At 39.2% G+C, this 24,057-nt stretch carries 25 protein-coding genes and 1 riboswitch; of the genes, 24 read left to right on the top strand and 1 reads right to left on the bottom strand.

Annotated elements, in window-relative coordinates:
* Window positions 1-2: 2 nt before the first annotated feature.
* From MHH61_RS05025 to MHH61_RS04915, 23 genes are all read left to right on the top strand, one after another.
* A complete protein-coding gene (locus MHH61_RS05025; RefSeq protein ID WP_125586116.1) occupies window positions 3-1,178 on the top strand; it encodes an acetyl-CoA C-acetyltransferase in 1,176 nt (391 codons plus the stop codon).
* 14 nt (window positions 1,179-1,192) lie between these two features.
* Window positions 1,193-2,974, top strand: a complete 1,782-nt coding sequence (locus MHH61_RS05020) for an acyl-CoA dehydrogenase family protein (RefSeq protein ID WP_024426006.1) — start codon at window positions 1,193-1,195, stop codon at window positions 2,972-2,974.
* Between the two features lie 111 nt (window positions 2,975-3,085).
* Complete coding sequence (locus tag MHH61_RS05015) at window positions 3,086-3,442, top strand: arsenate reductase family protein (protein WP_024423406.1); 357 nt, start codon at window positions 3,086-3,088, stop codon at window positions 3,440-3,442.
* 66 nt (window positions 3,443-3,508) lie between these two features.
* A complete protein-coding gene (gene gcvH / locus MHH61_RS05010; protein WP_008347039.1) occupies window positions 3,509-3,892 on the top strand; it encodes a glycine cleavage system protein GcvH in 384 nt (127 codons plus the stop codon).
* Between the two features lie 44 nt (window positions 3,893-3,936).
* Complete coding sequence (locus MHH61_RS05005) at window positions 3,937-4,173, top strand: YusG family protein (protein ID WP_024423405.1); 237 nt, start codon at window positions 3,937-3,939, stop codon at window positions 4,171-4,173.
* 131 nt (window positions 4,174-4,304) lie between these two features.
* Window positions 4,305-4,649, top strand: coding sequence for a toprim domain-containing protein (locus tag MHH61_RS05000; protein ID WP_024423404.1), 345 nt, complete (start codon window positions 4,305-4,307; stop codon window positions 4,647-4,649).
* A gap of 12 nt (window positions 4,650-4,661) precedes the next feature.
* On the top strand, window positions 4,662-4,964 hold the full coding sequence (locus MHH61_RS04995) for a thioredoxin family protein (protein ID WP_024426005.1): 303 nt from the start codon (window positions 4,662-4,664) through the stop codon (window positions 4,962-4,964).
* 120 nt (window positions 4,965-5,084) lie between these two features.
* Window positions 5,085-5,426: an SCP2 sterol-binding domain-containing protein gene (locus MHH61_RS04990; RefSeq protein WP_024423403.1), complete on the top strand. Its 342-nt coding sequence runs from the start codon at window positions 5,085-5,087 to the stop codon at window positions 5,424-5,426.
* A gap of 102 nt (window positions 5,427-5,528) precedes the next feature.
* Window positions 5,529-5,637, top strand: a riboswitch (SAM riboswitch).
* 154 nt (window positions 5,638-5,791) lie between these two features.
* Window positions 5,792-6,817 (top strand): methionine ABC transporter ATP-binding protein, encoded by a 1,026-nt coding sequence (locus tag MHH61_RS04985; protein ID WP_024423402.1) that lies wholly within the window; start codon window positions 5,792-5,794, stop codon window positions 6,815-6,817.
* On the top strand, window positions 6,810-7,478 hold the full coding sequence (locus MHH61_RS04980; protein ID WP_125586118.1) for a methionine ABC transporter permease: 669 nt from the start codon (window positions 6,810-6,812) through the stop codon (window positions 7,476-7,478). Before MHH61_RS04985 ends, MHH61_RS04980 begins: the two co-directional genes overlap by 8 nt.
* Before the next feature lie 14 nt (window positions 7,479-7,492).
* Complete coding sequence (gene metQ, locus MHH61_RS04975) at window positions 7,493-8,314, top strand: methionine ABC transporter substrate-binding lipoprotein MetQ (protein WP_024426003.1); 822 nt, start codon at window positions 7,493-7,495, stop codon at window positions 8,312-8,314.
* 306 nt (window positions 8,315-8,620) lie between these two features.
* Window positions 8,621-8,989 (top strand): carboxymuconolactone decarboxylase family protein, encoded by a 369-nt coding sequence (locus MHH61_RS04970; protein WP_003212803.1) that lies wholly within the window; start codon window positions 8,621-8,623, stop codon window positions 8,987-8,989.
* A gap of 215 nt (window positions 8,990-9,204) precedes the next feature.
* Window positions 9,205-9,339, top strand: coding sequence for a hypothetical protein (locus MHH61_RS04965; protein ID WP_254965641.1), 135 nt, complete (start codon window positions 9,205-9,207; stop codon window positions 9,337-9,339).
* Window positions 9,340-9,552: 213 nt separating this feature from the next.
* Window positions 9,553-10,338, top strand: a complete 786-nt coding sequence (gene sufC, locus MHH61_RS04960) for a Fe-S cluster assembly ATPase SufC (RefSeq protein ID WP_007500355.1) — start codon at window positions 9,553-9,555, stop codon at window positions 10,336-10,338.
* An 18-nt stretch (window positions 10,339-10,356) separates the two neighbouring features.
* Window positions 10,357-11,670: a Fe-S cluster assembly protein SufD gene (gene sufD, locus MHH61_RS04955; protein WP_125586120.1), complete on the top strand. Its 1,314-nt coding sequence runs from the start codon at window positions 10,357-10,359 to the stop codon at window positions 11,668-11,670.
* Window positions 11,670-12,890: a cysteine desulfurase gene (locus MHH61_RS04950; RefSeq protein ID WP_041107713.1), complete on the top strand. Its 1,221-nt coding sequence runs from the start codon at window positions 11,670-11,672 to the stop codon at window positions 12,888-12,890. Before sufD ends, MHH61_RS04950 begins: the two co-directional genes overlap by 1 nt.
* Window positions 12,880-13,326, top strand: coding sequence for a Fe-S cluster assembly sulfur transfer protein SufU (gene sufU / locus MHH61_RS04945; protein ID WP_012011181.1), 447 nt, complete (start codon window positions 12,880-12,882; stop codon window positions 13,324-13,326). The genes MHH61_RS04950 and sufU overlap by 11 nt, the downstream gene beginning before the upstream one ends.
* 17 nt (window positions 13,327-13,343) lie before the next feature.
* Window positions 13,344-14,741 carry a Fe-S cluster assembly protein SufB gene (gene sufB / locus MHH61_RS04940; protein ID WP_007500362.1) on the top strand — a complete coding sequence of 466 codons (1,398 nt, stop codon included), beginning with the start codon at window positions 13,344-13,346 and terminating at the stop codon, window positions 14,739-14,741.
* Window positions 14,742-14,955: 214 nt separating this feature from the next.
* Entirely contained in the window at window positions 14,956-17,709 is a 2,754-nt protein-coding gene (locus MHH61_RS04935; protein WP_125586122.1) for a type I restriction endonuclease subunit R, read from the top strand.
* A gap of 171 nt (window positions 17,710-17,880) precedes the next feature.
* Window positions 17,881-18,465, top strand: a complete 585-nt coding sequence (locus MHH61_RS04930; RefSeq protein ID WP_125586124.1) for a restriction endonuclease subunit S — start codon at window positions 17,881-17,883, stop codon at window positions 18,463-18,465.
* Window positions 18,466-18,492: 27 nt separating this feature from the next.
* Window positions 18,493-20,046 (top strand): type I restriction-modification system subunit M, encoded by a 1,554-nt coding sequence (locus tag MHH61_RS04925; protein WP_125586126.1) that lies wholly within the window; start codon window positions 18,493-18,495, stop codon window positions 20,044-20,046.
* A 3-nt stretch (window positions 20,047-20,049) separates the two neighbouring features.
* On the top strand, window positions 20,050-21,306 hold the full coding sequence (locus MHH61_RS04920; protein ID WP_125586128.1) for a restriction endonuclease subunit S: 1,257 nt from the start codon (window positions 20,050-20,052) through the stop codon (window positions 21,304-21,306).
* Between the two features lie 151 nt (window positions 21,307-21,457).
* Entirely contained in the window at window positions 21,458-22,009 is a 552-nt protein-coding gene (locus tag MHH61_RS04915; protein ID WP_125586130.1) for a hypothetical protein, read from the top strand.
* Window positions 22,010-22,326: 317 nt separating this feature from the next.
* Here the strand turns inward: MHH61_RS04915 and MHH61_RS04910 are convergent, their stop codons facing one another.
* Window positions 22,327-22,977: an FMN-dependent NADH-azoreductase gene (locus MHH61_RS04910; RefSeq protein ID WP_125586132.1), complete on the bottom strand. Its 651-nt coding sequence runs from the start codon at window positions 22,975-22,977 to the stop codon at window positions 22,327-22,329.
* An 82-nt stretch (window positions 22,978-23,059) separates the two neighbouring features.
* Between MHH61_RS04910 and MHH61_RS04905 the strand changes: the two genes are divergently transcribed.
* Window positions 23,060-23,992 carry a YafY family protein gene (locus tag MHH61_RS04905; protein ID WP_125586134.1) on the top strand — a complete coding sequence of 311 codons (933 nt, stop codon included), beginning with the start codon at window positions 23,060-23,062 and terminating at the stop codon, window positions 23,990-23,992.
* Window positions 23,993-24,057 lie beyond the last annotated feature (65 nt).

The raw sequence follows: 24,057 nt of genomic DNA, 5'->3' as shown, positions 1-24,057 counted from the left end.
AAATGAGAGAAGCAGTCATTGTCGCTGGCGCAAGAACACCAGTAGGGAAGGCGAAAAAAGGATCGTTAAAACATGTCCGGCCTGATGATATGGGCGCATTATGTGTAAAAGAAACGTTAAAGCGTGCCGGTGAATACGACGGTCAAATAGATGATTTGATCATTGGCTGTGCAACGCCAGAAGCAGAGCAGGGGTTAAATGTGGCCCGGAATATTGGGGCATTAGCGGGACTGCCTTATACGGTACCTGCCATCACCATAAACCGTTACTGCTCGTCTGGTCTTCAATCTATCGCTTATGCGGGTGAACATATTATGCTCGGGCAGGCAGACACGATTTTAGCCGGAGGAGTCGAATCGATGTCGCAGGTGCCGATGATGGGGCATTCCATTCGTCCAAATGCTCTCTTGGCAGAGCAAGCACCTGAATACTACATGAGCATGGGGCACACGGCAGAGCAAGTGGCGCAAAAGTATCAGGTCACACGTCAAGATCAAGACGCCTTTGCGGTGAGGAGTCATCAAAAGGCAGCAAAGGCACTTCAAGAAGGGAAATTTTCAGATGAAATTGTGCCTGTTGATGTAACAGAGCGACGGGTAGGAGAGCAATATCAATTAGAAGAGCATCAATTCACGTTCTCACAGGATGAAGGTGTGAGAGCAGGCACAACGGAGGAGATTCTTTCCACATTGCGTCCAGCCTTCTCAACAAAAGGCACGGTGACCGCAGGGAACTCGTCTCAAACAAGTGACGGGGCTGCATGTGTGATGATGATGGACCGCGAGAAAGCATCCTCACTTTCTCTTCAGCCGCTCGCTAAATTCAGAGCATTTGCTGTTGGCGGTGTACCGCCTGAAGTGATGGGGATCGGTCCGGTTGAAGCCATTCCGCGTGCGCTGAAAATCGCTGGACTTGAGCTGAAGGATATTGGCCTGTTTGAATTGAATGAAGCGTTTGCTTCTCAGGCAATTCAAGTCATTCGTCATTTAGGAATTGATGAGGAAAAGGTGAATGTCAATGGCGGGGCAATTGCGCTCGGACATCCGCTCGGCTGTACAGGAACGAAACTAACGCTGTCACTGATTCATGAAATGAAACGGCGAAACGAGCAATTTGGCATTGTCACAATGTGTATCGGCGGGGGCATGGGAGCAGCAGGCATTTTTGAATTGATCTAAAGGGGGAAATCAGGATGAAAGCATTGGAAGATGTAAAAAAGGGTGGAAGCTTTTTAATTGATGAGACGAATTATGAGCATATTTTTACACCGGAGGATTTCTCTGATGAACATCAAATGATTGGAAAAACAACAGAGGATTATATTTTACAAGATGTGGTTCCGCATATTGATCAAATTGAAAACCATGAGTTCGAGCATTCGGTCAGGCTTCTCAAAAAAGCTGGTGAGCTTGGGCTGCTTGGAGCTGATGTGCCTGAGGAATTCGGCGGGCTTGGATTAGATAAAATCAGTTCAGCTATCATTACTGAAAAATTCGCTAGAGCAGGAAGTTTCTCACTTTCCTATGGTGCTCATGTCGGTATTGGTTCTCTGCCGATCGTGCTCTTCGGGAATCAAGCGCAAAAGGAAGCGTACCTGCCTGGACTCGCCTCTGGTGAAACCATTGCAGCGTACGCACTCACTGAGCCGGGATCAGGTTCTGACGCTCTTGGAGCAAAAACAACGGCAGTTCTGAATGAAGCAGGTACCCATTATGTCCTCAATGGAGAAAAGCAGTGGATCACAAACTCCGCATTTGCCGATGTCTTTGTTGTGTATGCGAAGATTGATGGTGAACACTTCTCTGCTTTTATTGTCGAAAAGGATTTTCCAGGTGTCAAAACGGGGCCTGAAGAGAAAAAGATGGGTATTAAAGGATCATCGACAAGAACATTGATTCTTGAAGATGCCCAAGTACCGAAGGAGAATTTGCTCGGTGAAGCTGGCAGAGGTCATGTGATTGCGTTTAACATTTTGAATATTGGGCGCTATAAGCTGGCAGTCGGCACAATCGGTGCATCAAAGCGCGTCATTCAATTGTCGGCAGAATATGCGAACCAGCGTAAGCAGTTCAAAGCACCAATTTCTCGATTCAGCTTAATTGGTGAAAAAGCAGCCAATATGTCAGCAAAGCTCTATGCGATGGAAAGTGCTGTTTACCGTACGGTTGGATTATTTGAACAGCGGATGGGGCTCTTAAGTGATGAAGAGCAAAAAGACGGCAAACAAATTGCCCAATCCATTGCGGAATATGCGATTGAATGTTCTCTCTGTAAAGTGCTTGGCTCTGAAACGTTAGATTATATTGTGGATGAAGGCGTGCAGATTCACGGCGGATATGGATTCATGCAAGAATACGAGGTCGAAAGAGCCTATCGCGACTCACGAATTAACCGGATTTTTGAAGGGACAAACGAAATCAACCGTTTGCTTGTACCAGGTACATTCTTGAAGAAAGCGATGAAAGGAGAGCTTCCGCTGCTTCAAAAAGCGCAAACCTTACAGGAAGAGCTAATGATGATGATGCCGGAAGAGCCAGGCGATCAGCCGCTCGATCAAGAAAAATATTTGCTCGCCCATGCGAAAAAGATCGCCTTAATGGTGGCTGGTATGGCAGCCATGAAATACGGGAAAGCCTTAGACAAAGAGCAAGAAATTCTTGTGAACATAGCCGATATCGTCAATGAAATTTTTGCTGCTGAATCAGCGATTCTGCGTACAGAAAAGGCAATCGCTGCAACAGGGGCAGAAAAGAATGAACAAAAGCTTGCTTACACACAAATTTTCACGCAGGAAGCTTTCTTAAAGATTGAAGCCCATGCAAAAGAATCCTTGATTGCGATGGAGGAAGGAGATTCACTCCGTATGAGCCTGTCAGCCCTTCGCAAGCTGACACGATTTACGCCGATCAATGTCATCGCCAAAAAGCGCGAAGTGGCAAAACGAATCTTTGAAGCAGAGAAATATATCGTATAAGGACGGCTTAAAAGGTGCGGATATTACTCCGCACCTTTTTGTAAGCATACATTTAGGTTTTTAAAATATTTTGTGATAAAATGTTGTCACAATTTGCAGGAGGTGAAAATGGTGGCTTTAGATTTTTACGAATACCCATCTTGCGGTACATGCCGAAAAGCAAAAAAGTGGCTGGAAGCACACAATAAAGACATCAACAGCATACATATCGTCGAAGAGACGCCTGATAAAGAAACATTAAAAGCCCTTTACGAAAAAAGCGGTTTAGAGCTGAAGAAATTCTTTAATACAAGCGGACAAAAATACCGGGAGCTGCAGCTAAAAGATCAACTTCCTGCAATGTCAGAGGACGAGCAGCTAGAATTACTCGCGTCTAACGGAATGCTGATTAAGCGCCCGATTACAACAGACGGAAAACGAGTCACGGTAGGATTTAATGAAGATACATTTAAAAGCGTCTGGAAATGATGTAACTTTCATTCAGATTGTGGTATCTTCAATATAGATTGTAAGAAAAGACTGGAGGGGTATTGAATGAGCACACCAAAAGATTTACGTTATTCAGAAGAACATGAATGGGTCAAAGTAGAAGGAGATAAGGTGCGTATCGGTATTACGCATTTTGCTCAATCTGAGCTGGGCGATATCGTGTTCGTTGAGCTTCCTGAAGTAGGAGACAAAATCACAGCGGACGAGCCTTTCGGAAGTGTAGAATCAGTGAAAACCGTTTCTGAACTTTATGCACCGATCAATGGCACAATCGTTGAAGTGAACGATGAGCTGGATGACAGCCCAGAATTCGTCAACGACTCTCCATACGAAAAAGCATGGATGATCGTTGTAGAACCAGCTGATGCTTCTGAAATTGAGAACTTAATGACGGCTGAGCAATATGAAGAAATGACAAAAGAAGACTAATTCATGAGAAATTGGACACTCTACCTTTATGGGGGGTGTCCAATTTGTCTTTTCAAAAAGAACACGTGGATATAACAGAGCATGTCACTGGACGATTCAAAGAAAGCGGCATGGTGCTTTATCATCAAAATGAAGAGATTGGCACGATGATTAGTGAAAACCAATATGAGCTGAAATCGGGATATTCCTATGATCAAAATCGTTTTTATCGTTTAACGGACACATTAACCGATGGGACAGAAAAATATGTTGACTGTGACGATGAAAATGGCTGGTGCTAATCACAGATGAGACTGCAGTGAACAGAAGCTGCAGTCTTTTTGATGACGAGGCGCTCAATCTTTACAACCTGAATGAAAGATTGTAATCTAAGGAAGAAGTGAATCAACGTCAAAAGGGCCGGGTGATCGTGATGAATGTCGAGATAGAAAAGGTCATCATTGTAGAAGGTAAAACAGACAAACAAAAGCTAAAAGAAGTCATAAGTGAACCTGTTACCATCATTTGCACCAATGGCACGATCAGTACATCGAAGCTGGATCAGCTTGTGGACGATTTAGTGGGGAAAGACGTTTACATATTAGCTGACAGTGACGATGCAGGCGACAAACTGCGGAAGCAATTTCGAAAAGAATTCCCTGAAGCACTTCATCTTTTTGTCGACAGAACGTACCGCGAAGTGGCCGCTTCACCGTCAGCCCACATTGCATCTATCCTATTAGCTGCAAACATTGATGTTCATTCGAAATATTTATGAGGGTGGACGTATATGAAAGAGATTGAAGAGCACGAATTCAAGGAGATAGAGGACGATTTATTTCTTTTATACTTATATACACCGTTTTGCGGAACATGCCAGCTGGCTAAGAAAATGCTGGCAGTTGTAGACGCCATGCAGCCGGATGTACCATTTTACGAAAACAATTTAAACTATTCACCAGGCTTTGCGAAAGCATTTGAAATTGAGAGTGTTCCTTGCTTTCTCCTGTTTAAAAAAGGTGAATTGGTGCAAAAAGGCTATGCATTTCACTCAGTTCCATATCTTCATGAAATGATTGAAACCGCTAAATAAAGCGGTTTTTTGTCATATTTCAAGAAATTCATTTGAAAATTTGTCGAGTTATTTATAAAGGACAAGAAGATGTTTGTAGAGAAATGTTATGTATAACCAAATGACAGGGAGGTTATACATGTGGAAAATGTGAAAGCCCATGGTAACACAGGGCAGCGTTTATTATTAAAGCCGCTGCTCTCATCATCATCCTTGAAGATTACATTTGAGGCGGAAACTGACTCTTGTACATTGATTGTGGATGAACGTGGTGAAGTGAAGAAACTACCTGCAATTGAGTTATCGGATCTCATCTTTTATGGTGAGAGGAAAGAAATTCTTCAATTATTAGATGGAGATATGTCCTTACAGCAGTTAATCAGCAGAGGACAAGTCAAAGTGAAAGGGTCATTCCGTGCGCTCCTTAGACTAGAGGCAGTGCTTTGGCTGACGAACGGTTTTTTTCGAAAAATGATAACGTAGTTGTTTACTTGGAAATTAGCGATTTACAGCGTTGACATATCTCGGGTAGCATGATATTCTACGTTAGTAAAAACATGAACATCACATAAAACAACATATTTTCTCTTATTAAGAGAGGTGGAGGGACGTGCCCTATGAAACCCGGCAACCGTCAGCATAGCTGAAATTGGTGCCAATTCACTCAAAGCCGCAGCGCTTTGAAAGATGAGAGAAAGGCGTAATTGACATAAAAGGCCTTTCTGCTTGCGTTGCAGTTAGGTCTTTTTTACTGACCTGGCGCCAGGCTAGAGTCATGACAGAAAGAAGAATAAATAACGTATGTGATGGAAACCTATAGATTCAGCAAGAAAGCAGGTGATCAGACTGTGATCCATTTACAGAATGTATCAAAAACGTACCATTCAAAAAGCGGAAATGTTGATGCCGTGAAAGACGTCAACTTGGATATTGATAAAGGTGAAATATTCGGAATTATCGGGTATAGCGGTGCAGGGAAAAGCTCGCTTATTCGCCTATTAAACGGTCTGGAGCTGCCAACAGAAGGAATTGTTGAAGTGGCAGGCAACCGGATCAATGAAGTATCGAATGCGAAACTTCGGAAAGCAAGACAAGAAATCAGCATGATCTTCCAGCACTTTAATTTACTTTGGTCAAGAACGGTGAGACAAAACATTATGTTCCCGCTTGAGATCGCAGGTGTACCGACATCGAAACGGAGAGAGCGTGCGAATGAACTGATTAAATTGGTCGGTTTAGAAGGAAAAGAAAATGCATACCCGTCTCAGCTAAGCGGCGGGCAAAAACAGCGTGTCGGCATTGCGAGAGCATTAGCGAATGATCCCAAGGTTCTTCTATGTGACGAAGCGACATCTGCGCTAGATCCGCAAACGACTGATTCGATCCTTGAGCTTTTGGCGGATATCAATAAACGGTTAGGGCTCACGATTGTGCTCATTACACATGAAATGCACGTCATTCGCAAAATTTGTCATCGCGTCGCGGTCATGGAAAATGGACGCATTGTCGAAGAAGGCGAAGTATTACGCGTCTTCAGACAGCCAAAGGAAGAAATGACGAAACGATTTGTGAAACAGCTTGCAGAACCAGAGGAAGCGAAAGAAACAATCGAGCACGTCTTAGAACGAGTAAAAGAAGGTCAGGTCGTACGGTTGTCCTTTATTGGAGACTCTGCCGAGCAGCCGCTGATCACTGAAATCATTCGATCCTTCAATGTCGATGTGAATATCCTTCAAGGGAAGATTTCTCAAACGCAGGAAGGCGCGTTTGGAACACTCTTTATCCACATTAATGGAGAAGAGACCGAGGTAGAAAAAGCCATCGCCTATATCCAAAGCAAACAGGTTGAAATCGAGGTGATGACACATGTTTGAGAAATGGTTTCCGAACGTTGATTTAGACGTCATCTGGAGTGCAACAGGTGAAACGGTGTATATGACACTGATTTCATTGGCATTTGCTTTTGCAATCGGGATTATCTTAGGGCTCCTGCTCTTCCTTACAGGAAAAGGCGGTCTTTGGGAAAATAAACCGATTAATGCTGTCATCGGCGCTGTCGTCAACATTTTCAGATCGATTCCTTTTATCATTCTAATCATTCTATTATTAGGATTTACAAAACTTATTATGGGCACTATTCTAGGCCCAAATGCAGCACTCCCTGCCCTTGTCATAGGGTCAGCTCCATTCTATGCACGTCTTGTCGAAATTGCACTGCGTGAGGTAGACAAAGGAGTCATTGAAGCAGCACGATCAATGGGAGCAAAAACGTCAACAATCATTTTCAAAGTATTGCTGCCAGAATCATTGCCAGCCCTTATTTCAGGTATTACCGTAACAGCAATTGCTCTGATTGGCTCTACTGCGATTGCAGGTGCAATTGGAGCAGGCGGACTTGGTGACCTCGCCTATGTGGAAGGGTACCAATCTGGTAATACAGATGTCACACTTGTAGCTACTGTGTTTATTCTCATCATCGTCTTTATTATTCAAATAATCGGTGATTTGATTACAAATAAAATTGATAAACGTTAAGGGAGGATTTATTCATGAAGAAATTGATATTAAGTGCACTATTTCTAGCATTTGCAGGTATTTTAGCTGCGTGCGGTTCATCAAATAACGCAAGTGAAAGCAAAACCATTACGGTTGCCGCTTCAAAAACGCCTCATGCCGAAATTCTTGAAGAAGCAAAACCACTTCTAAAAGAAAAAGGCTACGATTTAAAAGTGAAAGTGCTTAGCGATTATAAAATGTACAATAAAGCGTTAGCTGAAAAAGAAGTGGATGCGAACTTTTTCCAACATATCCCTTACTTAAACGAAGAAAATAAATCAAACAAAGATTATAACCTAGTGAGTGCTGGTGCGGTTCACCTTGAGCCTTTCGGTATCTACTCTAAGAAATACAAATCCGTAAAAGATATTCCAAACGGCGGCACAATCATCATGACAAACAACGTAGCTGAACAAGGTCGTATGCTTGCCCTGCTGCAAAATGCTGGTGTCATCAAGCTTGATCCAAAGGTTGATACAATCAACGCAACAGTAAAGAACATTAAAGAAAACCCAAAGAACCTAAAATTCAAAAAAATCGCGCCTGAATTAACGGCGAAAGCTTATGAAAACAGTGAAGGCGATGCTGTATTCATCAACGTCAACTATGCGATCCAAAATAAATTGAATCCGAAAAAAGATTCAATCGAACTTGAGCAAACAAAGAACAACCCATATGCAAACATCGTTGCGGTTCGCAAAGGTGACGAAAAATCAGATAAGATCAAGACATTAATGGAAGTTCTTCACTCTGATAAAATCAAAGAATTCATCGACAAAAAATATGACGGTGCAGTATTGCCTGTATCTGAATAACAACATTTTAACCTCGCTTCTATCAAAGCGAGGTTTCAGCATGTAGACAAACCCTCGCATTCTTTGTCAGTTCTGCGCTCCGGTGCTCACGAATGTCAAATTCGCTCCGCTCCGGTGCTCGCCCTTCCTAGACTTCAAAGGTTTTCTATCACGCTGAAAGGAAGATAAAGGGCTAAAATAAAGATCATTTTAGCCCTTTATCAACAATCTGCAACCTCGCTTCTACCAAAGCGAGGTTTTTTGTGTATTTTTTCAAATCTCGCTCATAATAAAAACGTACAAATGACCTGAAGGGATGGAATCAAGATGAATGAACAGCATATGAGCGGATCCATGCAGCAATCACTGACTGATTATAAAACCGCAATGGGTGAATTCCAGAAGAAAATGCCAGTGTTTGGTAAGAAATTCAATGAATTTACGGAGCAGTGCTTCCAAAGCGATTCATTAACGCAAAAGGAAAAACAAATGATTGCCCTCGGTATTAGTATTCATGCGCAGGATGAATACTGCATGATTTATCATACAAAAGGAGCGCTCGATCAAGGGGCGACAGAAGAGAATTTGCTGGAGGTTGTCAGCGTGGCGGCAGCTTTTGGCGGAGGAGCAGCACTAAGCCAAGGAATCACTGTCGTTCAGCAATGTATTGATGAATTTGGAGGACAGACGCATTAAGGGAAGCAAAACACGGTATTTTTCCATCTCAGGGAGTTGAGCGCTTCTCATCCGATTGTGTGAGAAAATATGCCAGCATAGGGTGTCGTATCCCTTTTGAGTGAAGACGCATACGTTTGCTACAATAAAGCTACACTCAAGGAAGGGAATGGTTTATTATTTGTTCGGACCATAGTACACTAGGATTGGATTATACCGCCGAGATGGAAAAGGCCATGCATCAAGCTCATGGCATGAGCTATGCAGAGTACGAAAGAGACCATGACTTACGGATGAAAGTGGAATATAAACGAGAGCAGTCCTACCGAGATGAGAAAAGACAGCTCGCAAAAATGAATATACGAGGCTAATAATAGCTGAGGGGCGGGGAGCACAGTTTCCCGCCCTTTCTTTATGAAAACAGTCTTTTCGACATAAATCCTTTTATCTACCTGCTTTTTTTGTTAGAATTTTGAGAGCATCCTCTCACGCTTATCGTGAATGTGTTGTATTCAGTTTTAATTTGTTATAAAATTAGAATGAGAATAAATTGAGAATAATGATTATTTTGGAGGTATCGATATATGACTGCTTCGACATTAACAATTAAGGACTTGCACGTTGAGATTGAAGGGAAAGAAATCTTAAAGGGTGTAAACCTCGAGATAAAAGGTGGAGAATTCCACGCAGTAATGGGACCAAACGGAACAGGTAAATCTACTTTATCTGCTGCCATTATGGGTCACCCTAAATATGAAGTAACAAAAGGGAGCATCTTGCTTGATGGCGAAGATGTCCTTGAAATGGAAGTAGATGAGCGCGCTCAAGCTGGTCTTTTCCTTGCGATGCAATACCCATCTGAAATCAGCGGTGTTACAAATGCTGACTTCCTTCGTTCTGCAATTAACGCACGCAGAGAAGAAGGCGATGAAATCTCTCTTATGAAATTCATCCGCAAAATGGACGAAAACATGGAGTTCCTTGAAATGGACCCAGATATGGCACAGCGCTACCTAAACGAAGGTTTCTCAGGCGGGGAGAAAAAACGCAACGAAATTCTTCAATTAATGATGATTGAACCAAAGATCGCCATCCTTGACGAAATCGATTCTGGTCTTGATATCGATGCCTTGAAAGTTGTTTCTAAAGGAATTAACAAAATGCGCGGCGAAAGCTTCGGCTGCTTAATGATCACTCACTATCAGCGTCTACTGAACTACATCACACCAGATCACGTTCATGTCATGATGCAAGGTCGTATCGTGAAATCTGGCGGCCCAGAACTCGCGCAGCGTCTAGAAGCAGAAGGCTATGATTGGATTAAAAAAGAGTTAGGAATTGAAGACGAAACTGTTGGTCAAGAAGCGTAAGCGTTAGGAGGATTATTGATGACATTAGAAACGAAATTATCAGTAGATCAAGATTATGTCAAAAGCTTCTCCGAGAAGCATCAGGAACCGGCATGGATGAGCTCCCTTCGCTTACAGGCTCTTGAAAAAGCAGAAGACCTCCCAATGCCAAAGCCTGACAAAACGAATATTTCAAAATGGAATTTAACGAATTTCAAACAGCATACAGTCGAAAGTGCGCCATTTGGATCATTAGAAGAGCTTCCAGAAGAAGTGAAATCTCTGATTGATTTAGAGGACACAAATAAGACAGTTTACATTCAGCGTGATCAAACGCCGGCCTATTTGTCTCTTTCAGCTGAAGCGAAAGACAAAGGTGTGATCTTTACTGATCTTCATACAGCGATTCGTGAGCATGGAGATTTAGTGAAACAATACTTCATGACAGATGCAGTGAAAGTGGATGAGCATAAACTAACAGCTTTACATGCTGCTTTAGTGAATGGCGGGGCTTTCCTCTATGTACCGAAAAACGTAGAGCTTGAAGCACCAATTCAAGCTGTTTATCTTCATGAAAATGATGAAACGACTTTGTTCAACCATGTCATCGTTGTAGCAGACGATCATAGTGCTGTGACATATGTAGAAAACTACATCAGTACAGCAAAACCGGAAGAAGCGATCTTCAATATCGTTTCTGAAGTGTTCACAGGCGCAAACGCCCGCGTCACATACGGTGCTGTAGATAACCTTGCAGAAGGAGTCACAGTATATGTAAACAGACGCGGTATGGCAAATGGCCGTGACAGTAAAATCGAGTGGGCACTTGGCCTGATGAATGATGGAGACGTTGTGTCTGAGAACATCACAAAACTGATGGGCGACGGTACATTCGGTGATACGAAATCAGTTGTTGTCGGCCGAGGAAACCAAACAGAAAACTTCACAACAAGCATCATCCACTTCGGTAAAAATTCTGAAGGATATATCTTGAAGCATGGTGTGATGAAGGATCAAGCATCTTCTATCTTTAACGGAATTGGCAAAATCGAGCATGGCGCAACAAAGTCAAATGCAGAGCAGGAATCACGTGTCCTCATGCTGAGTGAGAAAGCACGCGGTGACGCAAACCCAATTCTTTTAATTGATGAAGATGATGTGACAGCAGGGCACGCCGCTTCTGTTGGACGTGTTGATCCAATTCAATTGTACTACCTCATGAGCCGCGGGATTTCCAAAGAAGATGCAGAAAGACTTGTGATTTATGGCTTCTTAAATCCAGTTGTGAAAGAACTGCCGATTGAAGGAGTTAAAAAGCAGCTGATTTCTGTGATTGAAAGGAAAGTAAAATAATGAATATCAAAGACGTTCGTGAGCAATTTCCAATCCTTCATCAGCAAGTGAACGGACATGATTTGGTGTATTTGGACAGTGCAGCGACTTCTCAAAAACCAAGAGTGGTCATTGATGCAATGAATGAGTATTACCGGTCTTACAACTCGAACGTCCACAGGGGTGTTCATACCCTTGGCACAAGAGCAACGGACGCATACGAGGGTGCGAGAGAGAAAGTTCGTGCATTCATCCGTGCTTCATCTGTCCAGGAGATTATTTTTACTAGAGGTACAACGACTGCACTAAACACAGTGGCGATCAGCTATGCTAGAGCCAACCTCAAAGAAGGCGATGAGATTGTCATTACGCATATGGAGCATCATGCGAATATCATCCCTTGGCAGCAAGCAGCAAAAGCAACTGGCGCCACATTGAAATACATTCCGTTACAGGAAGACGGCACGCTATCGCTTGAAGATGTGAAGCAAACGATCACACATCAAACGAAAATTGTCGCAGTCACACATGTCTCAAACGTATTAGGAACCATCAACCCGATTAAAGAGATCGCCAAAATTGCCCACGATCATGGGGCAATCATTGTCGTCGACGGTGCGCAAAGCACCCCGCACATGCAAATTGATGTTCAGGATCTAGATTGTGACTTTTTCGCATTCTCTGGGCATAAAATGTGTGGACCGACTGGCATCGGTGTGCTTTACGGGAAGAAGGACCTTTTGAATAATATGGAGCCTGCTGAGTTTGGCGGTGAAATGATCGACTTTGTGGATCTATATGATTCTACATGGAAAGAGCTGCCGTGGAAATTTGAAGCGGGAACACCGATTATTGCTGGAGCAGTTGGACTAGGAAAAGCAATTGACTTCTTAAATGACATTGGTATGGAGGAAGTCAGCCGTTACGAGCATCAGCTTGCGACTTACGCGCTTGAGCGCTTTAAAGAGCTTGACGGTGCGACTGTTTATGGACCGCAGCACCGAGCTGGGCTTGTGACGTTTAACTTAGACGACGTCCATCCGCATGATGCGTCAACTGTTCTGGATACGGAAGGTGTCGCCATTCGTGCTGGACACCACTGTGCACAGCCGCTCATGAAATGGCTTGGTGTATCAGCGACTGCAAGAGCAAGCTTTTATCTGTATAATACAGAAGAAGAGATTGATCTACTCATTGCAGCGCTCCGTAAGACAAAGGAGTATTTTACGAATGTCTTTTAATGTAAACTTAGATACACTGTACAGACAAGTGATTATGGATCATTATAAAAATCCGAGAAACAAAGGTGTACTAAACGACAGCATTGTCGTCGATATGAACAACCCAACGTGTGGTGACCGCATTCGTCTTACGATGAAAATCGAAGACGAAAAAGTCACGGATGCGAAATTTGAAGGAGAAGGATGCTCGATTTCGATGGCATCTGCCTCTATGATGACGCAGGCGATTAAAGGGAAAGATATTGAAACAGCTTTGAAAATGTCTCAGATTTTCTCCGATATGATGCTAGGAAAAGAATACGACGATTCCATTGATCTTGGTGACATTGAGGCGCTACAGGGAGTGGCAAAATTCCCTGCCCGCATCAAATGTGCAACATTATCCTGGAAGGCGCTTGAAAAAGGCGCATCTGCCGAAGATAACGGCAAATCATAAGATTGGAGTGAAAATGGATGGCTAAAAAAATGCCAGATGTTGGTGAATATAAATACGGCTTTTCTGATAAAGACGTTTCCATTTTCCGTTCAGAGCGCGGACTGACAAAAGAGATCGTTGAAGAAATTTCTCGTATGAAAGAAGAGCCTCAGTGGATGCTCGACTTCCGTTTGAAATCTCTTGAGCACTTTTACAACATGCCGATGCCACAATGGGGCGGAGATTTAAATGCATTAAACTTTGATGAAATTACGTACTACGTAAAGCCATCAGAGCGCTCTGAGCGTTCTTGGGATGAAGTACCAGAAGAAATCAAACAAACCTTTGATAAGCTTGGTATCCCAGAAGCAGAGCAAAAATATTTAGCTGGTGTATCTGCTCAGTATGAATCTGAAGTTGTGTATCACAACATGAAGCAAGACCTTGAAGATCTAGGAATTGTGTTTAAAGATACAGACAGCGCATTAAAAGAGAACGAAGACATCTTCCGTGAGCACTGGGCAAAAGTCATTCCTCCGACTGACAACAAATTTGCTGCGCTTAACTCGGCTGTATGGTCTGGTGGTTCATTTATCTACGTACCAAAAGGCGTAAAAGTAGATACTCCACTTCAAGCATACTTCCGTATCAACTCTGAAAACATGGGTCAGTTCGAACGTACACTGATCATCGTTGACGAAGGCGCACATGTGCATTACGTAGAAGGCTGTACAGCTCCAGTTTACACAACAAACTCACTTCACAGTGCGGTTGTTGAAATCATCGTCAAAAAAGGCGGCTACTGCCGTTATACAACGATTCAAAACTGGGCAAACAACGTCTTCAACCTTGTGACAAAACGTACAGTATGTGAAGAGAATGCAACAATGGAATGGATTGATGGAAACATCGGTTCTAAGCTGACAATGAAATACCCAGCGGTCATCCTAAAAGGTGAAGGCGCTCGTGGTATGACATTAAGTATTGCCCTAGCAGGTAAAGGTCAGCACCAAGATGCAGGTGCGAAGATGATTCACCTTGCACCAAACACATCTTCAACAATCGTATCGAAATCGATTTCCAAACAAGGCGGTAAAGTAACATACCGCGGAATCGTTCACTTCGGACGAAAAGCAGAGGGTGCACGCTCAAACATCGAGTGTGATACACTCATCATGGATAACAAATCAACATCTGATACGATCCCTTACAATGAAATCTTAAACGACAACATTTCATTAGAGCACGAAGCGAAAGTATCAAAAGTATCTGAAGAACAGCTATTCTACTTGATGAGCCGCGGAATTTCTGAAGAAGAAGCAACAGAAATGATCGTCATGGGCTTCATCGAGCCATTCACAAAAGAACTGCCAATGGAATACGCCGTTGAAATGAACCGTTTGATTAAGTTTGAGATGGAAGGTTCGATTGGTTAAAATCTTAAATTATCTATTAGTGTAGGAGGCGAACTTTTGAAGTTCGCCTTCTTCTATTTGCTCAGTAATAGGTGTTCGTTTGTATTTTATTGGTTTTATAAGAGGGGGATTAGAACAGGGGAATGGATAATTAATGCAATGTTAAAGATAAAATGGAACTTAAATATTTAATTTTTAGTATAATAAAAGGTAATGGTATTAAGGAGGTTCCAGTATGGCATACCAACCTGAAGCAGAACTTGAAAAAACTCTACATAAACAACTTGTAAATCAAGGCTATAAAGCTGTTAAGATTGCTGACTATGATGCACTATTAGCTAATTTTAAGCAGCAGCTTAACTTATTCAATGAACATAAACTAAATGGACAACCATTATCTGATATAGAATTTAAGAGAATACTTACATTAATCGAAGGAAAAAGTATTTACGATTCTGCCAAAATCCTACGTGATAAATTATTAATTGAACGTGAAGATGGTACTCAATTATATGTAGAATTGCTAAACACAAAAGATTGGTGTAAGAATCTTTTTCAGGTTACAACCCAAACCACTGTGACTGGTAAGTACACTAATCGTTATGACATCACTATTCTAATTAACGGCTTGCCACTCGTTCAAATAGAATTAAAAAGACGAGGATTAGATTTTAAAGAAGCGTTTAACCAAATCCAACGCTATCGTCGTCATACATTCCCTGGTTTATATCGTTTTCTACAAATCTTTGTTATAAGTAATGGTGTCGATACAAAATACTTTTCAAACTCTGATTATGACATTCAATTTGGATTTACATTCTTCTGGTCAGATGAAAAAAATGAACTGATTACGAACTTACAAAGTTTTAGTAGTACATTCTTAAATCCATGCCATCTTGCGAAGATGATTAGTCGTTATATGGTCATTAATGATACCGATAAAGCATTAATGGTTATGCGTCCTTATCAAGTTTATGCAGTTGAAGCACTTGTAAAGCGTGCAACCGAAACCAGCAACAACGGCTATATTTGGCATACAACCGGTTCTGGTAAGACATTGACTTCCTTTAAAGCTGGTCAAATTTTATCAGATGAAGAAAGTATCAAAAAGGTGTTCTTCCTTGTCGACCGCCAAGATTTAGACAGCCAAACGATCGCAGAGTTCAACAAGTTCCAAAAGGGAGCGGTTGACCGCACTGACAAAACCGAAATCCTTATTGAACAAATACAAAATCCAATGAAACGGTTCATTGTGACAACGATTCAGAAAATGAACAATGCTATCAAAAATCCAAAGTACGTTAAGATAATGGAACCATACAAACAAGAGAAAGTAGTTTTCATTATTGATGAATGTCATCGTAGCCAATTTGGTGATATGCGAAAAGAAATTGATCATCACTTCCAGAATGCTCAATATTTTGGTTTTACCGGAACACCACGTTTTATCGAGAATAAAAGTCAAGATGGACGTACAACTGCTGACCTATTTGATAAATGCTTGCATTATTACCTTATTAAAGATGCGATCCGTGATGGGAACGTACTAGGTTTTTCAGTAGAATACGTTCGTACTTTTAACGCTAATATTGATGAAACAGATGCTACAAAAGTACAAGCGATTGATACAGATGAAGTGTGGCATGATGAACGACGTTTAAACTTAGTAGCTGACCATATAATTGATAATCATCAACGACGTTCTAAAAGCAAAGGCTATTGTGCTATGTTTGCAGTTGATTCAATTCCTACGTTAATTAAGTATTACGATATTTTTAAATCTAAGAATCATGATTTAAAGATTGCTGGGATTTTCTCATATGGGCAAAACGAGGAAAGCGATGGTACAGGTGAACATTCTCGTGAAGCGTTAGACCGCATGATTTCAGATTATAACCAAATGTACGACACAGACTTCTTGACAGAAACATGGGATCGTTATTTTTCAGATGTATCAAAAAAAGTTAAAAATGCTCAAATAGATATTTTACTTGTCGTAAAGATGTTCTTAACTGGATTTGATAGCAAGCCACTCAATACTCTCTATGTAGATAAGAACATGGTATATCATGATTTGTTGCAAGCATATAGCCGTACAAATCGTGTAGAGAAATCGACTAAGCCATATGGAAATATCGTTTGCTATCGAAATTTAAAAGAAAAAACAGATGAAGCAATTAAGTTATTCTCAAGAACAGACAACGTTGATACCGTTCTAATGGGTAGCTACGATGAATATCTAAAAGCGTTTAAGGAAGCAGTGAAAAATTTAAGGGATGTTGCAGTCATTCCTGAAGAAGTTGACGAGCTAGAAAGAGAAGAAGATAAGCGGCAATTTATTATTGCATTCAAAAATGTAACGAAATTCCTTCAACGTTTACAATCATTTTCTGATTTTGAGTTTGATGAAACAGAGCTAACGATTTCACAGCAATCATATGAAGATTTCAAGAGCAAGTACTTCAAAGTGTACGAAGATTTTAAGCGTAGTGAAGTGCCAAAGGAATCGATTTTACATGATATCGACTTTGAATTAGAGCTAATGCATACAGACAAGATTAATGTCAGTTACATTTTAAATCTGGTTGCCAACCTTAACACAGAAAATGAAAAAGAACGTGACAAAGAGATTAGATTTATTAAACAAGAATTAGACCATGCCTCAGATCCAAAGTTACGTCTGAAAATTGAATTGATAAAAGGGTTCTTAGATAAGGTCGCACCAACTTTGGCTCCTAATGAATCTGTAATGGATGCTTACAATCGTTACGAAGAAGAAATGAGTGAACAAGAACTCTCAACATTTGCGAAACAAGTAAATATTGAAGACAGTGTATTACGTGAACAAGTATCAGCGTATGAGTATTCCAGTCTAATTGAAAAAAATGAGATTATGGATAATTTATCAGGATCGTTTCTGAAAAAGAATAAAGCAATCAAAGCGATTACTTCTTTCATTCGTGATTTTACCGAAAAATACGGTGCGTAGTTACCGCACATTACACATTTAATAAAGGAGAGGGCGCTAAAACAGCGCCCTCTCTTGTTATTTTTAAAAATATCAAAAAAACAAATGAAAAAACATTGATATTTTAAAAAATATCATATATATTAAATGTATCGGATCTGATATTTTAAAAAATATCAAAGGAGGAATGTTGTGAAACTTTATCAAATTGCACAATTTACTCAAGGTGCATTTACAAATCGCTTAGAAACATTTTCTTCTGATGTTGAAACGTTAAAAGTCAAACCACTATCATTAAAGGAATTTAACGAAACCCTAGGATTAGCTTATCGAATCTCAAATGAGAGAAATGTGGAAATTACTGTACCGAAAGAAAAATTGGTACCACAACTGCTAACTGACACAAACAGTCTTATTTTACACGCTCATACACAAAAAGTTGCTTTGTTACCTGATAAATATAGCGGGTTATTATTAACAAATAACTTTATCAAAATTCAATTAACAAGCAATGTAGATCCAGCCTTCTTCGAATGGTACTTTAACGAACATCCATCCATTCAAAAGCAGCTGTCTGTCTTAAGTGAGGGAACAGTCGTTTCATTATTGAAACTTTCTCATTTAAAGGATTTAGAAATTGACTTGCCACCTATTCAACAGCAAATCATTATTGGTAAAGTTGCTAAGCTTAAAAGGAGAAAAGAATTATTGATGGCTGAAAAAACTGAATTACAACAGCTATATATTCAGCAGAAACTAATTCAAAGTATCAACTAAAACTAATCCACCTTAGGAGGAATAACGATGACTACAAGTGAAAAACAACGACAGCAACAAGCTGAACTGCATAAAAAATTATGGGCGATGGCAAATGACTTACGAGGTCAAATGGATGCCAACGAATTCAAGGATTATATTTTAGGGTTAATTTTCTATCGTTACTTATCTGAAAAAGTAGAAGCACGTGCAAAGAAATTACTAAAAGACGATAACATATCTTATGCAGAAGCATGGGGAAATGATGAGTACCGTGAGGACTTAGCTGAGTATCTTATTGATGAATTGGGTTATATAGTAGAACCGCAATTCCTGTTCTCACGTTTCCTTGAAGAAATCGAAAAAGGGGCAAATGGTAACTTTGATGTGGAGATGCTACAAAACGGTGTAAAAGCAATTGAATCATCTACTTTAGGCACTGAAAGTCAAGACGATTTCCAAAATCTATTCGACGATATGGATTTAACTTCATCTCGCCTAGGGCGTACAGTGAAGGATCGTACAAATTTAATCAGTAAAGTGATTGTCAATATTGCAGATATTCCATTTCTACAAGATGATGTTGAGATTGATGTTTTAGGCGATGCATACGAATATATGATTTCTCAATTCGCAGCAAACGCAGGGAAGAAAGCTGGAGAGTTCTATACGCCACAACAAGTGTCTAAAATTTTAGCGAAGATTGTGACTGCTGAAAAATCAGAAATTCGTGATGTATATGACGGAGCTTGTGGTTCAGGTTCGTTGCTACTTCGAGTGGGTAAAGAAGCGAAAGTACACAAATATTACGGACAAGAAAAAGTATCAACAACCTACAACTTAGCTCGTATGAATATGTTGTTACACGATGTTCCATACCAACGTTTCGATATTCAAAATGCGGATACATTAGAAGAACCGCTCCATATTGACCAACGCTTTGAAGCAATCGTTGCCAATCCTCCATACTCAGCAAAATGGAGCGCAGATGACAAATTTAAAGAAGATGAACGCTTTAGTGCCTATGCAAAGCTAGCTCCAAAGTCAAAAGCAGACTTTGCTTTCATTCAACACTTTATTCATCAATTAGATGATAACGGTACAATGGCAGTCGTTTTACCACATGGTGTCCTATTCCGTGGTGCAGCAGAAGAAGCAATTCGTAAGTATCTTATAGAAGAAAAAAATTACTTAGATGCAGTCATTGGTTTACCAGCGAATGTTTTCTATGGCACAAGCATTCCTACTTGTATCTTAGTATTTAAAAAATGCCGTAAGCATGATGATAATGTATTATTTATTGATGCATCAAATGAATTTGAAAAAGGTAAAAACCAAAATCGCTTAGCAGATGAGCACGTTGAAAAAATCATCGAAACATTCTTAAGCCGTGAAACAATTGACAAGTATTCGTATGCAGCAGCTTTAGAGGAAATTAGAGAGAATGACTATAACTTAAATATTCCTCGCTATGTGGATACATTTGAAGAAGATGAACCTATTGATATAAAAGAAGTGACACAGCGGCTAAAAGAAATTGATGATGAAATAGAGAAAGTGGATAGCGAACTTGAGAGATACTTTAGTGAGTTGGAGGTGTAAAATATGAATGCACCTAAGTTGAGATTTAAGGGTTTTAATGACGAGTGGAAATTAATTCATCTTAGTGAGTTAATGACATTTAATAATGGTATTAACGCTGATAAAGATAGTTACGGTCATGGTCGTAAATTTATTAATGTATTAGACATTTTAAACAATAATTCAATAAAATATGATGATATTAAAGGATCTGTATCTGTTTCTCAAAAGGTTGAGCAAACTAATAGAGTTGAGTATGGAGATTTGTTATTCCTTCGAAGCTCTGAGACTAGAGACGATGTTGGCAAAAGTTCGGTTTATTTAGATGAAAATGAGTTTGCATTATTTGGTGGATTTGTAATTCGAGGTAAAAGACAAAAAGAATACGAGCCATACTTTCTAAAACTTAATTTAGAATCACCTAGAAATCGACATCAAATTAGCTCTAAGGCAGGAGGAAGTACTCGATTTAATGTTAGTCAATCTATTTTAAGCTCTGTTGAAATTTCTATACCATCTAGGATTGAACAAGAAAAAATTGCAGATTTCATTAGTTGTTTTGATAAAAAAGTTCAACTGCAAAAAGAAAAAATCGAATTGTTGGAACAACAGAAAAAAGGCTATTTGCAGAAGATTTTTAACCAAGAATTGCGTTTTAAAGATGAGAATGGAAAAGAGTATCCTGAATGGGAATTTAAAAAATTAGGTGAAATTGGAGAATTTAAAACCAGTAGTGTTGATAAGGTGATTAAAGATTCCGAAAAGCAAGTGTACTTATTAAATTATATGGATGTATATAATCACAAGGTAGTTAATCTAAACAACTACAAAACCTTAGATAAAAATACTGCATCAAGTCAACAAGTTATTACAAACAACCTTAATAAAGGTGATATAATTTTCACTCCATCTTCTGAAACTCCTGAAGATATAGGTCATTCTATTGTTATATCAACCGATTTACCCAATACTGTTTATAGCTACCATTTAATCAGATTTAGACCAAATAAAGCTGCTCAGTTAAATATAAACTATTCTCATTTCTTTTGTAATACTGATTATGTTAGAAAACAGATAATCAAGCATGCTACTGGTTCCACACGTTTTACTGTAAGTAAAGAAAGTTTTTCTAATATTCTTGTGCCATTGCCTTCTAAAAAGGAGCAGCAAAAAATTGCAGAATTCTTAATGCTTTTAGATAACAGAATTAAAAAAGAAAAAGAAAGATTATTTGTACTGAGAATGCAAAAACAAGCCTACATGCAAGAAATGTTCATTTGATAACCAATTACAATACCTTACTGATTAGGGGGTTTTACCAATAAAGAATATTTTTTCTAATAATAGTGACATCAATAAAAATGCATATATGAATTGGAGAACAAACCGATTTGATCATATTCATAATATGCATGTAATAGCAGAGGGTTTTATGAATTCAGCAATAACATTAGCCCAAACCAGTTTAAAAGATAATCATGACAAAAAAGCAGATATGTTAATCTTTCCGATTCTATTTAATTTAAATCATGGTATTGAAGTTTATTTAAAAGCCATGTGTTGGAGCTTAAATCAGCTATTAAATAAAAAGGAAACCTTTGAGTCATCGCATAACCTTAATAATCTAATTAAGGAAACGAAAAAACTAACAAGTGCGTTTGACAATAGAACTGAAGCATTACAATGGTCTTTACAATTAGAAAAATATATAGATGAACTCTATAGTAAAATTGAAACTGTAAAAGATAATGGCAAAAAAGTTTATGATATTACTTTTGCTCGATATTCCTTAACAAGAGATTTGGAACCACAGTTTTATATAACAGAATTTGATAACGTTGTTATTGATTTAGAAAACTTCGTGCAGTTTTTTAATGATGTATATAGAGGTTTAGACAATATGTCATCTTATTTGTTAGATATATTGGAACAAAGAAATCAACTTAGAGCTGAAATGGAATCTGAATATCATTCAAATTTATAACTATTAATAAAAACATCACCTTCCACTCATTTTGGAAGGTGATGTACCTGTTTGCCATTCAAAACCAATGGTTTTATTAATTAGATTTCCGTGCCAAAACCATGCCAAGTTCATGCCAAGTTGAAATTATCATCCATTTTAAACCATTTGAAGAATGGCTTGATATCAAAGGTTTGACTGGTTTTATTTTTAATCATTACGTCCCATTTCAAGCAAAGTTAATCAAGTTTGAGATGGAAGGTTCTATCGGCTAATAATAAAAGACCAAAAACGTGATATCAAACGTTTTTGGTCTTTTTGTTTTGAAAAAACAGATCTTACATCTCACTAGGCGAGTAAAACGCATCAAAGGCTTTAGACAAATCGTCAGCTGCAGATGTCAAGATCGTTTCTTCTTCTAAAATCGCTGTTCCTTGTGCTCGGACAATATGAAATTGTTTAAAGCCCATCAAGTTTTGGAATATTTCTTTTAGGTAGTAATGTGAAAATTCCAGAGGTGTATATCGATCGTGATTTGTGAAAATTGAGCCGCTTGCTTGGAGCAAAAGTACACGATAATCATCAGTCATCAGACCAACTGAACCACTTTCTGTATATTTAAACGTTTCTCTAGCAATAAAAATATTATCTATATAATCTTTCATACGTGACGTCACATTGAAATTATGAACAGGTGATACAATCACGATTCGATGATGTGCTTTGAATTGAGCCAATAAAGCAGAGGAAGCAGCAGCGATTTTTTCTTCGGTAGCTGTTAATGTTTGTTCAGATGCTTGCTTATCCCAAATACGTAGCAGCTGGTCTTTTTCGATACGAGGAATTTCAGTTTCATGTAAATGTAAAATGGTCGGTTCTTCATGAGGGAATCTTTCTTTAAACTGTTCTAAAAACAATGTTTGCAGTTTGTTTGAATAGCTTTCTTGTTGAGTAAAATCTGGGTGCGCGTTGATGATTAATGTTTGCATGTACATGCTCCTTTTCTTTTGATAAGCTGAGTATAAATGATAAAGGTGACAAAATAAGTCACCTTTTTAAGAGGGAAAACAAATGAAAAAATCAGAACGATTAAACCAAGAACTTATTTTTTTAAGCGATAAACACTCTTTTCAGTTAAAGGACTTACAATCCGAATTTGACATTTCTAAAAGGACGGCTTTAAGAGATATAGAAGAGCTAGAGTCAATGGGCTTAGCTTTTTACGTTGAACCTGGCAGACACGGAGGATATCGACTGGTGAATCAATCTCCATTGGTTCCTATTTATTTCAATATAGAAGAAGTCCAAGCTATTTTTTTCGCTTTAAAAGCTCTAGATCTAGTGTCAGCAACACCATTTAAAAAATCCTACTCACAAATTCGGCAAAAGTTGTTTGCCACAATGTCTGATGAGAAAAAGCAAATGATTACGGAGACTTTGGATGTGATTCATTACTATAATGTCGCACCAGTTAGTGAACAAAATCATTTGGAATTGATTTTACAGGCAATGATGAAAGATCAAATCGTGAAGATGACGTACACTCAATATGAAAATAAATGGATCAGGCTGCAATTTCTTGAGTTGTTTTATCGAAATGGTATTTGGTTTTCTCAAGCATATGATGTTCAAAATAAAAAGTGGGGCATCTATAGATGTGACTTTATGAAGGACATGGTGATTGAAGAAGACGGCAAAGACACCTTTACGAAGGAAGAATTAAAAGAACTGCAGCTCGAATATGAAAAAACTTATCATGATATCTCATTTAAATGTCGATTAACGGAACAAGGAAAAGAAAAGTTTTTAAAGCATCATTACCCAAATATGAGATTGGAGATCATTGATCAGATCCCTTATATTGTGGGTGGATACAACCAAGAAGAATTATCGTATATGACTCATTATTTGATGTCATTTGGGAAACATGTGAAAATTGAATACCCAGATGAATTGAAAGAAAGTTATTTGAATCAATTGCGAGAAGTGATTGACAAGTATTGAATCAAAAAAATGAATATACTACAGAAAAGGCGAACCACTAAAGTTCGCCTTTTCCCACTCTTTTT

Origin of the sequence: Bacillus sp. FSL K6-3154 (assembly GCF_040869395.1) — a bacterium.
Lineage (GTDB): Bacteria > Bacillota > Bacilli > Bacillales > Bacillaceae > Bacillus > Bacillus safensis.
This window is presented reverse-complemented; position numbering and strand designations above follow the sequence as displayed.